Source organism: Pseudomonas sp. GW821-FHT04D07 (assembly GCF_059420225.1).
Window position 1 is genome coordinate 76388 of sequence record NZ_JBWKTH010000017.1, and the last position, 14143, is coordinate 90530.

The 14143-nt window shown below is 62.4% G+C and carries 14 protein-coding genes and 1 pseudogene; 5 read left to right on the forward strand and 10 right to left on the reverse strand.

The window, feature by feature from the left end; translation table 11 throughout:
- Window positions 1-20 precede the first annotated feature (20 nt).
- The 10 genes from AC07T0_RS19775 to AC07T0_RS19820 all read right to left on the reverse strand — a co-directional run bounded on the left by AC07T0_RS19775 (window position 21) and on the right by AC07T0_RS19820 (window position 9569).
- A complete protein-coding gene (locus AC07T0_RS19775; RefSeq protein ID WP_495002806.1) occupies window positions 21-1049 on the reverse strand; it encodes a hypothetical protein in 1029 nt (342 codons plus the stop codon).
- Entirely contained in the window at window positions 1046-2035 is a 990-nt protein-coding gene (locus AC07T0_RS19780) for a hypothetical protein (RefSeq protein WP_495002807.1), read from the reverse strand. Before AC07T0_RS19780 ends, AC07T0_RS19775 begins: the two co-directional genes overlap by 4 nt.
- Window positions 2036-2171: 136 nt before the next feature.
- Window positions 2172-3143 carry an ABC transporter ATP-binding protein gene (locus AC07T0_RS19785; protein ID WP_495002808.1) on the reverse strand — a complete coding sequence of 324 codons (972 nt, stop codon included), beginning with the start codon at window positions 3141-3143 and terminating at the stop codon, window positions 2172-2174.
- Entirely contained in the window at window positions 3143-4132 is a 990-nt protein-coding gene (locus tag AC07T0_RS19790; protein WP_495002809.1) for an ABC transporter ATP-binding protein, read from the reverse strand. Before AC07T0_RS19790 ends, AC07T0_RS19785 begins: the two co-directional genes overlap by 1 nt.
- 2 nt (window positions 4133-4134) lie before the next feature.
- A complete protein-coding gene (gene ddpC / locus AC07T0_RS19795; RefSeq protein ID WP_495002810.1) occupies window positions 4135-5016 on the reverse strand; it encodes a D,D-dipeptide ABC transporter permease in 882 nt (293 codons plus the stop codon).
- Window position 5017: 1 nt separating this feature from the next.
- A complete protein-coding gene (locus tag AC07T0_RS19800) occupies window positions 5018-6034 on the reverse strand; it encodes an ABC transporter permease (RefSeq protein WP_495002811.1) in 1017 nt (338 codons plus the stop codon).
- 75 nt (window positions 6035-6109) lie between these two features.
- Window positions 6110-7690 (reverse strand): ABC transporter substrate-binding protein, encoded by a 1581-nt coding sequence (locus AC07T0_RS19805; protein ID WP_495002812.1) that lies wholly within the window; start codon window positions 7688-7690, stop codon window positions 6110-6112.
- Window positions 7691-7885: 195 nt separating this feature from the next.
- Window positions 7886-8434 carry a D-alanyl-D-alanine dipeptidase gene (gene ddpX / locus AC07T0_RS19810; protein ID WP_495002813.1) on the reverse strand — a complete coding sequence of 183 codons (549 nt, stop codon included), beginning with the start codon at window positions 8432-8434 and terminating at the stop codon, window positions 7886-7888.
- 36 nt (window positions 8435-8470) lie between these two features.
- Complete coding sequence (locus tag AC07T0_RS19815; RefSeq protein ID WP_495002814.1) at window positions 8471-9331, reverse strand: MurR/RpiR family transcriptional regulator; 861 nt, start codon at window positions 9329-9331, stop codon at window positions 8471-8473.
- A gap of 97 nt (window positions 9332-9428) precedes the next feature.
- Window positions 9429-9569, reverse strand: a complete 141-nt coding sequence (locus tag AC07T0_RS19820) for a hypothetical protein (protein WP_495002815.1) — start codon at window positions 9567-9569, stop codon at window positions 9429-9431.
- Window positions 9570-9610: 41 nt separating this feature from the next.
- Here AC07T0_RS19820 and AC07T0_RS19825 point away from each other — a divergent pair, with 41 nt between their 5' ends.
- The 5 genes and pseudogenes from AC07T0_RS19825 to AC07T0_RS19845 all read left to right on the forward strand — a co-directional run.
- Entirely contained in the window at window positions 9611-10054 is a 444-nt protein-coding gene (locus tag AC07T0_RS19825; protein WP_248804425.1) for a CopD family copper resistance protein, read from the forward strand.
- Between the two features lie 108 nt (window positions 10055-10162).
- Window positions 10163-11512, forward strand: a complete 1350-nt coding sequence (locus tag AC07T0_RS19830) for an oxygen-independent coproporphyrinogen III oxidase (RefSeq protein WP_495002816.1) — start codon at window positions 10163-10165, stop codon at window positions 11510-11512.
- Window positions 11496-12884 (forward strand): oxygen-independent coproporphyrinogen III oxidase, encoded by a 1389-nt coding sequence (gene hemN / locus AC07T0_RS19835; protein WP_495002817.1) that lies wholly within the window; start codon window positions 11496-11498, stop codon window positions 12882-12884. Before AC07T0_RS19830 ends, hemN begins: the two co-directional genes overlap by 17 nt.
- A gap of 124 nt (window positions 12885-13008) precedes the next feature.
- Window positions 13009-13800: a CbbQ/NirQ/NorQ/GpvN family protein gene (locus tag AC07T0_RS19840; protein WP_495002818.1), complete on the forward strand. Its 792-nt coding sequence runs from the start codon at window positions 13009-13011 to the stop codon at window positions 13798-13800.
- Window positions 13784-14086 (forward strand): annotated as a pseudogene (locus tag AC07T0_RS19845) (cytochrome c oxidase subunit 3 family protein); the annotation flags it as partial. The gene AC07T0_RS19840 and the pseudogene AC07T0_RS19845, both read left to right, overlap by 17 nt.
- Between the last annotated feature and the right edge of the window lie 57 nt (window positions 14087-14143).

Consider the following 14143-nt stretch of genomic DNA (forward strand, 5'->3'; position numbering starts at 1 on the left):
TGCCGACGGGTGGCTCCGGTTCAAGCATTGGTAGCAGCACCACGACGTTTCTGTCGCTCGGACTCCAGCCAGATCACCAACCCCAGCAGGCTGCCACCCGCTACCAGTAAACTCACCAGCCAACCCAGGGTCTCGGCGATCTGAGTGAAAAACAGGGTGTAGAACTGGATGATAAAGAAAGTCGAGCCATAGCCCACCAACATGCCGAAACGCAAACGGATCCCCAGCGCCAGAATCCCCAGGCTGACCAGCCCCCAAAGCACGTTATACAGCACCAGTTCACCGGCATCGGCCAGGTGCCAGGGGCCATCGATCAGCTCGTAGCTGCCAAACAACGACAGCAGCCACAGGGACATTTCGCCGACAAACAGACCGCAGGAAATCCACACCTTGGCAAAGCCGCCATAACGCCCCAGCCACCCGGCCTCGCCGCGCAAATGCAGCACGCCCGCGGCGATCAACGCGACCGCCGCGCCGAGAAAGCGCAGCGGGTAATTCATGCCGAACCAGTAGGCGCCCCAGCCGGACTGATAGCCGCTGCGCCCGCCAAACCAGACAAAGAACAGCACGCTGCACAGGGTCAACAGCAAGACATTGTTCAGAACATAACTGAGCACCAGCAGTATCAGCAGATCGACCAGCAGCAGCGCCGGCCAGTTGCCCGAGCCATCCGAATAGATCATGCCCAGCACAACACTGGTGCCGATCAAGGCAAAGCCGCCGAGCAACTCAAGGGTGCCGCCCAACAGTTTCAGCTGTTTGCCGATCAGCCAGCGCCCGCCAACCAACAGCCCCAGCGTTACCAGCGCCAGGCTGACGGCCAGTTTTGGCAAGGTGAACTCCAGGTGTTCGCGCAAAAACAGCAGCAACCCCGCCGCCAGGCTGATCGCGCCAAAGGTCAGGAACCAGCGCCCCAGCGAGCGCCAGTCCCAGCGCGTCAGCACATAGCGCTCGCCAATCCGTGTGTGTGCGTTGATATCGATCTGGCCGTCTCGCAGCCATTGATCCAGTGCGTTGTGCACCTGTTGATTACGCTGATCCGGGCTCATTGTGAGGCTCCCTTGGCGCGCAGGGCCATGCGCTCGAACGACCAGCCCAGTAACAGGCCGATGAGCCCGGCCACGGCAAAAAACGTTGCGATGCCCAGGCGGTCCCAGGAGTACTCATAAAAGCGGGTGTACAGGTTGATGCCCAGGAACACCACGGCGAACCCGGTAAAGCTCGGATGCTTGAAGCGCGCGCCGACCACCAGTTGCCCGATGGCCACCAGGGTAAACAGCCAGGTCAATAGGCGCGGATCGCGGCCCAGATCATCCAGGCTGAGAAACCAGAGGGAGCAATTGAGGTAGAGCAGCCCGAAGATCACATACAGCCGGCCAAACCCGCAGAAGCGGCGCAATGCACGCTCCTCGGCGAGTTGGTGACATAAACCCAATACCGCCGCCAGCGCGGCAATGACTGCCATCGAGCGTGGGTCCTGGATGTCGAAAAAATAACCGCCGTGCCCGACGTACCGGCCCCAGGCGCCCAGCCCATGGAATGCGCACAGCAGGCCCAGGAGAAGCGGCCAGCGCAAACGATAACGGTAGGCGGTGAGAACACTCAGCAGCGCCGTGACCAACAGCGCAAGCGGCACATTGCCAAACTCGCCTTCGTAATTATTTGAGGAGCCCAGCAACAGGCTGGCGCCGATCAGGATCAGGCCGATGGTCAGGATCGCCACACCGGTGACTGGCGCGCGCTGGGCCGGATCGCGGGCCATGCGTACTCCGACGAACCACAAGCCGGCCCCGGCGCAGAGGAACAGCACGGCGCCGACCATCACCGACTGGCTGAACAGGCTCAAGCCCCCCAGCACCGCCATGCCGATCAGCAGGACCGCACCGATTCCCAGCCATTGCAGCACGCTGGACAACAGCTGGCCCGGTTGCTCGTACGGCGCACTCAGGCGCTTGCGGGCTTCGGTATCGATCAGGCCACGGTGATGCCAATCGGCGATTTCGTGAACCAGCAGCTGCTTTGTCGTTTTTCTCATGGTGTCCAGCGATCCGTGATGTGAAAAATCCAATGGCCTACAGAACATTAGTGTCATTCTCAACACGCGGCGTCACATTTTGAAAGCCAAAGTCTTGTCAGGCTCCGCGCGGCGGCCTTTGCGCAGCGCGACACGATCAGCCTTGCACATGGCACCTGACCCGCTGCACCTCCTCTCCCAGCAAGGCCTGGGGTTTCTCGCAGCCGGTCGTGCACAGGCTGCAGCGTTCACGAAAGAAACAGCCCTCTGGAAGGCGCCGGTTTCCCGGCAGTTCGGTCGGCGCCGCCACCTGTTCCGCATGCAGGGGCACGCCGAGGCGCGGCACCGCTTCGAGCAGCAGGCGGGTGTAAGGATGACGTGGCTGATCCAGCACCTGGGCGGCGCTGCCCAGCTCGACGATCTGCCCCAGGTACATCACTGCGACCCGGTCAGCCATATGTCGCACGACCGATACGTTGTGAGAAATCAGGATGTAGGTCAGGTTACGCGCGCGTTGCAGCTCCGCGAGCAGATTGAGGATTTGCGCCTGGACCGAGATATCCAGCGCCGAGGTCGGTTCGTCGAGGACAATGATGTCCGGGTCGGACGACAGGGCGCGGGCAATCGCGATCCGCTGGCGCTGGCCACCGGAGAACTGATGGGGGAAACGGTCCAGGTACTCCGGGCGTATGCCGACCTGGGCGGCGACCCTGGCGGCGATATCACGCATTTGCGCACGCGGAGCATGACCCCGGGCGTACAGCGGTTCGGTGATGATCTTCCAGATCGGCAGGCGCGGATCAAGGGAGGATTGCGGATCCTGGAACACGATCTGCACATTGCTGCTGGCCTGGCCGTCGGTGCGTGCGGCCCAGTTCAGTGCGCCGCTGCTCGGTGTCAGCAAGCCCATCAATAGTTGGGCCAGGGTACTTTTACCGCAGCCCGATTCACCGACGATGCCCAGGGTTTCGCCGGCCCGGACCTGCAGGTCGATGCCATTCAGCGCATGGGCGTAACCCCGGGGCCGGCCCAGCCAGTCATTGCTCACCGGGAAACGTACGTGCACATCGTCCAGCCGGAGAATCTCGGGCGCCATGTCGGTCACGGCGCGAAGCACAGCACTGTTCATCAAGAAAGCTCCTTGACCGGTAACCAGCACGCGCTTTTACGCAGCTCATTACCGTTGATGGGGTTGAGGCTCGGGCGCTGGGCACAGATCGGCATGCTCTGCGAGCAGCGTTGCGCGAAGGTGCAGCCCAGGGGCAGGGCGGCCAGGTTCGGCACTTGCCCGGGGATGGTCATCAACGGTTGGCCTGGCTCGACCATTTCGGGCAGGCCGCTGAGCAATCCCTGGGTGTAAGGGTGCTGAGGATTAGCCATCACCTCGGCGGTACAGCCCTGCTCGACCACGGCCCCTGTGTACATCACGTAAACTCGATCACAGAACTGCGACACCAGCGCCATGTCGTGGGTGATCAGCAAAATGGCGGTGCCTTTCTGCCGGGCCTTTTCCCGGAGCAGCAACAGCACCTGACGTTGTACGGTGACGTCGAGGGCGGTGGTCGGTTCGTCGGCAATCAGCAGTTGCGGTTCGCAGGAGAACGCCAGGGCGATCATCACCCGCTGGCGCATGCCGCCGGACAGTTCGAACGGATAGCTGTCCAAGACTTGTTCGGGGCTGGCGATATGCATGTCATGCAGCAGCGCGATGGCCTTGAGGCGGGCCTCGGCGGCGCTGATTTTCTGGTGATGGATGATCACGTCGAGCATTTGTCGGCCGATGCGCCGGGTCGGGTTCAGCGCGGTCATCGGTTCCTGGAAAATCATCGCGGCATCGCGGCCGCGGATCTGCAGCAGCTCCTTTTCGGACGCGGCCAGCATGTCGCGATCGAGCATCCTCAGGCTGCCGGCGGTGATGCGATAGCTGCGCTCGGGCAGCAGGCGCATGCTCAGCATCGCGGTGACCGACTTGCCCGAGCCGGACTCGCCGACCACGCCGACGATCTCGCCGGGATTGACCTGCAGCGAGACGCCGTTCAACGCCTTGACGTTGTTCTTGTACGCCGGGAATTCCAGGCTCAGGTTGTCGATGGCCAATACGGGAGTGGCGGTGTGCATGGTCATTTCCCCTGTTGCCGTGGGTCGAGCAGATCGCGCACGCCATCGCCCAGCAGATTGAAACCGGTGGCGGTGATCAGGATCGCCAGGCCGGGAAAGGTCGAATACCACCAGTTGTCCAGAATGTAGTTGCGTCCGGTGGCGACCATCGCGCCCCATTCGGCGGTCGGCTGCTGTGCGCCCAGACCGATAAAACCCAGGGCCGAGGCCATGAGAATGGCGCTGCCGATATCCAGGCTCAGTTGCACCAGCAACGGCGGCATGGCGTTGCGCGCCACGTGCCAGTGGACCATGTGCCAACGCCCGGCGCCAAAGGTCTGCGCGGCCTTGACGTAGCCCATCTGGCGGATGCTCAGGGCCTGGCCGCGGGCCAGCCGCACATAGGACGGAATCCGCACCAGGGTGATCGCCAGCATGGCGTTGAACAGGCTGGCGCCCAACGCGGCGGCCAGGGCCATGATCAGCACCAGGGACGGCACCGACAGCATGATGTCCATCAGGCGCATGATCAGCGCGTCGAAACGCCCGCCAATCACTCCGGAAAAACAGCCCAGCAAACCACCGATAAAACAGGAGGCAAAGGCCACGAACAAGCCGACACCCACCGATTGCCGGCTGCCGAACAGGACGCGGCTGAACAGGTCCCGGCCGACCTCATCGGTGCCGAACCAATGTTCGGCGGACGGCGGCATCAGGCGCGCGCCGAGGTCCAGCGCATTGGGATCATGGCTGGCCAGCCAGGGGGCGAAGAGCATGCACAGCAAGACGATAAAGCTGATCGCCAGACCGGCCATGGTCAGCGGGCTGCGGCGGATCTGATAGGCCAGGTAGGCGAGTTTTTCGCCCCAGCGCGGGCCGCGCGCGGCTGTCAGGGTCACGGACATTTCAATTCACCTCGCCGATGCGTGGGTCGATCACGCGGTACAAAAGATCGATGGCCATGTTCAGCAGTACATAGATGAACGACACCAGGATCGCGAAGCCCATCACCGCCGGGAAGTCCAACGACTGGATCGACTTGACCACATAGGCGCCCATGCCGGGCCAGGCAAACACGGTTTCGGTCAGGACGGCGCCATACAACAGGTCACCCAGGGTCAGCCCGAGCACGGTCACCGAAGGGATCAGGGCGTTGGGCAGGGCATGGCGCAGGATCACCGTCCAGCGCGACAGGCCATAGGCACGGGCGGTGCGGATATAGTCCTCGGCCAGTTGTTCGAGCATCGCCGAGCGAATCTGCCGGGCGACCACGCCGAGGGTGACGAAACCCAGGGTCGCGGCCGGCAGAATCAGGTGTTGCAGCACATCGAGAAACAGCCCGCAGTCACCGGCAAGCAGTGCGTCGATCAGGTAGAAACCGCTGAAGGTCGGTGGTGGCGCCAGTCCCTCGGACAAGCGGCCGCCACCGGGCAACCAGCCCAACTGGCCGTAGAACAGCACAATCGCCCCGAGCCCGAGCCAGAACGCCGGGGTGGAAATGCCGGTGACCGCGAGCGTGCGGGCGATCTGGTCGATGGCGCGGTTGTGATAGACCGCCGACAGCACCCCCAGCGGCACACCCACCAGGATCGCCAGCAACAGCGCCACCAGGGCCAGTTCCAGGGTGGCCGGGAAGAATGCCTGCAGGTCTTCGAGCACCGGACGGTTGGTGCGGATCGAGGTACCCAGGTCACCCTGCAGCAGGTCCAGCAGGTAACGGCCGTATTGTTGATACAGCGGCAGGTCCAGGCCCAACTGGTGCCGGATGCCCGCCACCAGGGCATCGCTGGCGCGGTCGCCGGCGATCAGTCGGGCCGGGTCCCCAGGGATCAGGTGGGAAATTGCAAAGGTAATCAGCGAAACGCCGAACACGACCAATACCAGGCCGAGCAGGCGCTTGCGCAACAGAGTCAGGAAGGCCATTTGGCACCTCAGTCACAGCAACGACGAGAATCAGACGCCGCGCCGACCGTGAACGGCCGGCGCGGGGGAGCAGGTTTACTTGCTCATGCTGCCCAGGTTGAAGACCTGTTCGAGCATCGGGTTGAACGCGTAGCCTTTGACCGCATCACGCATCGGCAAGGTGTAGCTCTTCTGATAGAGGTAGGCGTAGACGCTGTCCTTGAGCACACTTTTCTGGGCGCTCTGGTACAGCTCGACGCGCTTGGCGGTGTCGCTGGTGGCGGCCGCCTCGCGGATCAGCTTGTCGACTTCGGGGTTGCTGTAGAACGAACGGTTGCCTTGCAGGCCCTGCATCTTCGAGTCGAACCAGAAGTTCATGAACATGTAGGGGTCGGCAAAGTCCGGGCTCCAGGCACCCGAGGCAATGTCGTAATCGGCCTGGCCGACACGTTCACGCAAGGTTGCGTTGGCGAGTTTTTCCATCTTCAGGTTGATGCCCAGTGGCGCCAGTGCGGCTTGCAGCGTCAGGCCAATCGGCTCCCAGTTGGGATCCTTGTCCGAGTACATATAGCTGAGGCTGGTGATTTTCTGCGGATCCTTGGCCAGGCTCGCCTTGGCGGCGCCGAGGTCCTGTTTCATCGGCGGCAACGAGCTGTCGTAGGCCCACATGCCGTCCGGGATCGGCCCGTTCATCAGCTTGGCCTTGTCCTTGAGAATGCCTTTGACAATGCCGTTGTAGTCGACGGCTTCGGTAATCGCCCGACGCGCATCGACACTGGCCAGCGGACCCTTCTTGTTGTTCAGGTACAGGTAGGTCACCCGCAGCGACGGGAACTCCCGGACCACCACGCCGGATTTCTTGGCGAGCACGCCGAGCTGGTCTTCGGGCATGTCTTCGATGATGTCCAGGTCACCGTGTTCCAGTTGCAGGCGGCGCACGGAAGGCTCGGCGATGATCTTGACGATCACGCTTTTCAGCGCCGGCTTGGGTCCGGCGTAGTAGCTGTTCGGCTCCAGGGTCAACGACTGGCCTTTCTGCCAGGTGCTCAGGCGGAAGGGGCCGGAGCCGGCGGTGTGGCTGGACAGCCAGGCATTGACGTCAGCTGTCTTGGTCGCCACATCCGGGTTGATGATCGAGGCGCCGTTATGGGCCAGGGTAAACAGGAACGGTGCAAACGGCGTCTTCAGGGTGAAGCGGATGGTCTGCGGATCGACCACGGCTACCACCATGTCCTCGGGGAAGGCACCGGAGGGTCCCTGTTTGAGGGTCATCAGGCGATCGAAGGAAAACTTCACCGCAGCGGCATCCACTGGGGCGCCGTCATCGAACTTGTTGCCGGCTTTGATCTTGAATTCCCAGACCAGGTTGTCCGGGGAAACGCTCCAGCTTTCGGCCAGGTCGCCCTGGACTTCGGTGCTGCTTTTATCGCCGTCGACCTTGTAACCGACCAGGCGTTGATACGACGGATAGGTGATGGTCCAGTCGTTGTTGTCAAAGGTCACGGCCGGGTCGAGAGTCTGCGGATCGGCCGGTTTGCCGATCACCAGGGTGTCTTTGGGGACCGCCGCCGTCGCGGCCTGCCAGGCGCCGAGGCTCAAGGCGCTGCACAGGACGCTCAGCAGCAGTTTGCCAGTGCCGGGAAAGGATTTGCGGGTCACGGTGTTCGTTGGGTTCATGCCGGTTTCCTTGATCATTCGATGTATGGAAGTTCGTCAGGTTTTTTATAAAAGCTATAACCGGGCAGTTGCAGGTGAGGCCTGAATAACGCTGTTTTATTGTGGTTATCAGCCGCACCGAGGGTGGGCTGTGCTGTGTTGCTTGCGAAACTCTGTGGTTTCGTCAGTGCTGGCGTTGCGCTTTGATTGGCTTTTTCAGAGGGCTGACTCCTCCTCCAGCAGGGGGTAATCGTCGGCATTCGCTAGTTCGTAATGCCACCATTCGGTATCGATCGCCTCGAATCCGGCGCCGAGCATGATCCCCAGCAACAGCAGGCGATTGCGCTGCACGTCGTCGGGCAGGTCGGGGTAGAACTGATGGGAGCGCTCCTCCATGGCGTCGAAGGCGGTGCCCATATCCAGCGGCTCGCCGTCGCTGCCCACCAGGGTCAGATCCACCGCCACGCCACGGCTGTGATGGGAGCCCAGGTGCGGGTCACGCACGTAGTCGTTGTTCGGCAAGGCTTCCCATAACAGGTGCTGGGCGTAGGGCGGGCGGTAGGCGTCGTAGATGCGCAGGGTCAATCCGGCCTGGCGTGCCAGTTGGCTGGCCTTGTTCAAACAGTCGGCGGCTTGCCGATGCAGCAGGCAACGGGCGGTCGGGTAGATCACTCTTCCAGCCAGGTTGTCGGCGCTGGCGTAGATCAGGTCGATTTGCACCTGATAACGCTGGGCATCGATCTCTACAAGGGGGCTGTTGTTCACACAAACACTCCAGTTGGGCTTCGCAGAGGCGGTGGGTCAGCCTTCGAACTGGCCGAAGGCTTTTTGCAATTGGCGGTTCTTGGCCAGACGTTCATCAAGACGCTCGCCGTATTTCTCGGCAACGGCCGAGACCACCAGGTTCAGCAGGCAGGCCAAGGGCGCGGGGGAGTCCCAGAACTGCCCGACATCGGTTTTCAGTTGCAACAGATCCAGCGGGTAATCCCGCGCCCACGGACATTGCAGGTCGGTGATCAGCGCCAGTGGCAGGTTGTTGTCGGTGGCCGCGTCGCAGAAGGTCTGGGTCACGCTGGAATAGGCGCGGAAGTCGGCAATGATCGCGTAGGGATTGGCGAAGCCGGAGTTCAGGGTTTCCGCGTAGATGCCTGAGAGGCCGTCGACGTAGTAGACCTTGGGGCGAATGTATTCGAGGTGACTATGGAAGGCGGTGAGAATCCCGCGGGTCGACTGGATCCCGAGAATGAATACCGCATCGGCTTCATGGATACGTTGCACGATCTTGCCAAAGGCCTCGCTGCGCGCCAGGCCATAGGCGTGCTGGATGGCCTCGATTTCGCGAGCCATCGAGCGGTCGAGCGCGTCGTCCTGGTTGGTTTCGGTGCGAAAGGCGGCAATCCGGTCGGTGATCAGCCACGAGCTCGGCGTTTCACCGCGCAGGCTTTTTTTCACTTCATCGAGGTTGCGGTAACCCAGAGAGCGCAAGAAGCGCCCGACCGAAATCCCGGTGGTGGAAGCTTGCTGCGCGATGCTGTCGGCTGACTCGAACGGCAGCTGTTGCGGATTACCCAGCAGATAGCTGGCAATGCGCTTGCCGGTGGGGGTCAGGCTGGAGAACTGTTGCTCCAGTAACAGAAGAAAGCTGTTCTTTTCCATGGGCATATCGGCGCGCCGAGATCAGTGATTGTTATATCAATGTCATTTTGTTTCTTGGTGTTATAAACATAACACTGGCTTTCACGGTAACACAATGCCTTTTTCAGCGATGCCGTACCGCGCGCTCCGCGGCACAGCCGGGTTTCTTGATTAACGTCAACGGCAGGTACTGGCGGGCGCTGTAGCCTCGTAGCAGGCCGATGACCCACGGCGCCAGGGCAAGCCGCCCCGAGGCCAGGGCCATGGACTGACCCCCTCTCGCTTGCCGTCGAAATCAAGGCCCCCATGATCTATCCGCTGCTGCTCACCCTGCATCTGTTTGCCGCGCTGGTGTTTATCGGCACGGTGTTCTTCGAGGTGCTGTTCCTGGAGAGCATTCGCCGGCAACTACCCGCGCGGGTCATGCTGCTGGTCGAGCAGGGCATCGGGCGGCGCGCCCGGACGTTGATCCCCTGGGTTCTGCTGGTGTTGTTCGGTGCCGGGCTGGGCATGGTCTGGTTGCGCTATCTACCGGCCCTCGCGGCACCACTGGCGTCCTCATTCGGCACCTTGCTGGCCTTGAAAATGCTGCTCGCCGCCAGTGTGCTCGGGCATTTCCTGGTGGCCATGTTCCTGTTCAAAAGTGAACGCATGAATGGCCGCTACCTGCACTTCATTCATTACAGCTTGTTCGGCCATATGGTGTTGATCGTGCTGTTGGCCAAGGGCATGTTTTACCTGAGCTGGTGAGTCGGACGGGTGGTTGTGCGCGGGCGCCGACCCGCTTGATGCAAATCAAGGAGCCCCGGGCGCCAACACCGGACACTGCAGATCTGCAGCCCGTCTCGGAGTCCTGTCATGTTCGATTTACTTTATCCGCGCGGCGAACGACCGGTTCGACGCGACCAAGGTGTTCTCGACCTCAACCGTCATGCCGACACCGACAAATTTCATACCGGTATCGGCTCCCTGGATTTGCTGCGGGCCTTGCGCATCAGCCGCCAGAAGTGCCGCCCACTGTCCCTGGCCGTGCAGCTTCTCGCCCTGGGCGAGCAACGTGGTCGCAGCGAAGCGTATCTGCAGCGATTGGAGCGCGAGATCGATCTGGTCGCTTGCCACCTGGGCACGCAGCAACGGGTCGAGCAATTCCACCTGGGAGGTGCCACACCGGACGCGGAAGCCTTGCAGCGGCTGATGAGCCAGTTGCGCAAGCGCTTCAACTTTCTCCAGCACGATGGCAGCGACTGCCGCGTTGAAGTCGATCTGCACCACACCGACTGGGCGACCATGGGTTTGCTGCGCGAGCAGGGCTTCAACCAGGTCAGCATCGGTGTGCCGGATATCGGCACGGACAGCGAACTGTCGGTGGCCTGCTACCAGAACCCGGCGCCGATCCATTCGCTGATCGACGCGGCCCGGACTTTTGGCTATCGCTCGGTCAATGTCGACCTGGGTTATGGTCACGCCTGGCAGACCCCGTCGAGCTTCGCGCTGAAACTGGCGACCCTGATCAAGCTGGAGCCCGACCGCCTGCTGGTCTTCGACTACGCCCAGCCGCCGTGGCGTTACCGGCGCGAGAGCGAATACCGCAGAGCCGCGAGCAGCTCGCTGGACAAGGCGGCGATGCGGCGGGTCTGCTTCGAGCAGTTGCTGGCGGCGGGTTACCAGTACATTGGCCTGGGGCAATTCGTCAGGTCCGACGATGATCTGCTGATGGCCCAGGAGCGCGGCCGGCTGCGCCGCAACTGCCTGGGGTTTACCTGCCACGGCTATTGCGACCATGTCGGTTTCGGCCTGGGCGCCATCAGTCAGCTCGACGAACTGTCGGTGCAAAACAGCGAAGCGCTTTCCGATTATCTGCAGCAACTGGACGCGGGCCAGTTGGCCAGCTGTCGTGGCTGGCGCTGCGAAGCCGGCGATCAGATCCGGCAACGGGTCAGGGAGCACCTGGAGTGTGACCTGGAACTGGATATCCTGGCCATCGAAAGCCGCTATGGCGTGATTTTTCGTCAGTACTTTTCTGCGGTCTGGCCACGCCTTGAGCACATGGCCCGCGGCGGGCTGGTGGAGTTGTCGGAGCGTTTCATCAGCATTCTTCCTGCCGGTCGGTGCGAGGTGGATGCGATCTGCCAGCTGTTCGACGCGGATGTAAACCGCCCGGCGTACTCACCCCATCACGAGTTTGTCGAACATGATGCCTACCTTTGATTTCAATCGGGCCCTGGTCGAGAAATATGATCGCCCGGGGCCGCGCTATACCTCTTACCCCACCGCGCCGCAGTTCCATCAAGCCTTTGCCGTGGACGATTATCAGCAAGCGGTGCGGGCCAGCAACCAGGCCGCGATCCCCAAGCCGCTTTCGGCCTATATCCATATTCCGTTTTGCCAGAGCCTTTGTTACTACTGCGCCTGCAACAAGATCATCACCCGCAAGACCCATCGCGCGGTTGAATACCTGGGTTACCTCAAGCGCGAAATCCTTATGCAGGGCGCCTTGTTCGAGCCTGGCCGCAAACTCACGCAGTTGCACCTGGGCGGTGGCACGCCGACCTATCTGAGCGGCGAGCAGTTGGCCGAACTGATGGCCTGTCTGCATCTGGCCTTTGATCTGGATGACAGCGACGACCATGAGTTTTCCATCGAGGTCGATCCGCGCACCATCGATACCGAACAGATTCATGTATTACGGCGGTTGGGGTTCAATCGCCTGAGCTTTGGCGTGCAGGACTTCGACCCGGCGGTCCAGGCGGCGGTCAACCGCCAGCAGAGCGAAGCGCAGATCTACGCGCTGGTCGAGGCGGCGCGCCAGGCGCGTTTCAAGTCGATCAGCGTCGACCTGATCTACGGCCTGCCGCTGCAAACGGTGCAGAGCTTCGATGTGACTCTGGGCAAGATCATCGCCCTGCGCCCGGATCGGATCGCCGCCTACAGCTACGCGCATCTGCCCGAGCGGGTCCGCGCGCAGCGCTTGATTCGCCCGGCGGACATGCCGCCGCCCGAGCGCAAGCTGGAATTGCTCGAACTGACCATCCGCCGGCTGACCGAGGCCGGTTATGTGTATATCGGCATGGACCATTTCGCCTTGCCGGACGACGAGCTGGCGCTGGCCCGGGCCAACGGCACCTTGCACCGCAACTTCCAGGGCTACTCGACCCACGCCGACTGCGATCTGATCGGTCTCGGGGTGTCGGCCATCGGCAAGGTCGGCGACAGCTACAGCCAGAGCGTCAAGGCGCTCTCGCAGTACTACGCGCGGCTCGATCAAGGCTTGTTGCCGGTGCATCGCGGTTACCGCCTGAATGCCGACGACCTGTTGCGCCGCGACGTGATCAACGACCTGATGTGCCATGGGCGCATTGACTTCGGCAAGATCGAGGTCGCCCATGGTATTCGTTTCACGCACTACTTCGCCGAGTCCCTGGGGCAACTGCAGGAGCAGGTGCGCGACCGTCTGCTGGAGATCGGCGCCGACGGCCTGCAACTGTTGCCCCAGGGACAGCTGATGATGCGCAGCACCGCCATGGCCTTTGATGCCTACCTCGGGGCCGGGCAGAAAGGCCTGTTCTCCCGGACCGTTTGAGGCACCACCGCGGCAGGGCGATGTTCGCTTGACGGCGATCAAGATTGCCGGCCAGGTCACTTGCCAGGTTGTCGCAAGGCGCCTTAGCGTGGGCCTCGAACCCGCTGTCGAATCAGGTAACCCCATGGACCCCAGGCAAGCTTGCGAACCCTTCTACCAACCGCTGAACAATGAGCAGGCACTGTTCGAACAGGCCTGGCGGCATGGCCTGCCGGTGCTGATCAAGGGCCCCACGGGCTGCGGCAAGACGCGCTTCGTCCAGCACATGGCGCACCAGTTGAAACTGCCGCTGCACACCGTGGCCTGCCATGACGATCTGAGCGCCGCCGACCTGATCGGCCGTCACCTGATCGGCGCCCAGGGCACCTGGTGGCAGGACGGACCGTTGACCCGGGCGGTGCGCGAAGGCGGAATCTGTTACCTCGACGAAGTGGTCGAGGCCCGCCAGGACACGGTGGTGGTCCTGCATCCGCTGGCCGATGGTCGCCGTGAACTGTTCCTCGAACGCACCGGGGAAGTCCTGCAGGCACCGCCGTCCTTCATGTTGGTGGTGTCCTATAACCCTGGTTACCAGAACCTGCTCAAGGGTATGAAGCCCAGCACCCGCCAGCGGTTCGTGGCGATGCGTTTCGACTATCCGCCGGCGGCCGAAGAAGAGCGTATCGTGCGCCGCGAGGCACAGGTCGATGGCGCCCTGGCGAGCCAGGTAGTCCGGCTCGGACAGGCCCTGCGCCGGCTGGAGCAGCATGACCTGGAAGAGGTGGCCTCGACCCGCCTGCTGATTTTCACCGCGCGCATGATCGGCGCCGGCATGAGCCCGCGCGAGGCCTGCCTGGCCTGCCTCGCCGAGCCGCTGAGCGATGACCCGGCGACGGTGGCCGCGTTGATGGACGTGGTCGATGTCCACTTCGCTTGAGGTCGCCGCTCCCCCGCGTCGCCATTTGCCGGGGGACCTGGCGATGTGGTTTTTCATCCTTGCCGAACTCTCGGTATTCGCCGTGCTGATCCTGGCGTTTGCCGTGACCCAGGTGCTCAAGCCCCAATTGTTCGCCGCCGGCCGTCAACTGCTCGATACCTCCACCGGGCTGGCGATGACCCTGAGCCTGCTCGTGCTGTTGCTGGCGGTGGCCAAGGCCTGGCTGATCACCGAAGGTTTCATGGAACTGCGGCATGCGCCGCGACTCTGGCGCCGCCTGCTGCTGGGCTGGCCCCTGGTGGTGGCATTGCTGCTGGGTGTGAGCCTGAGCCTGCGTGGCTAA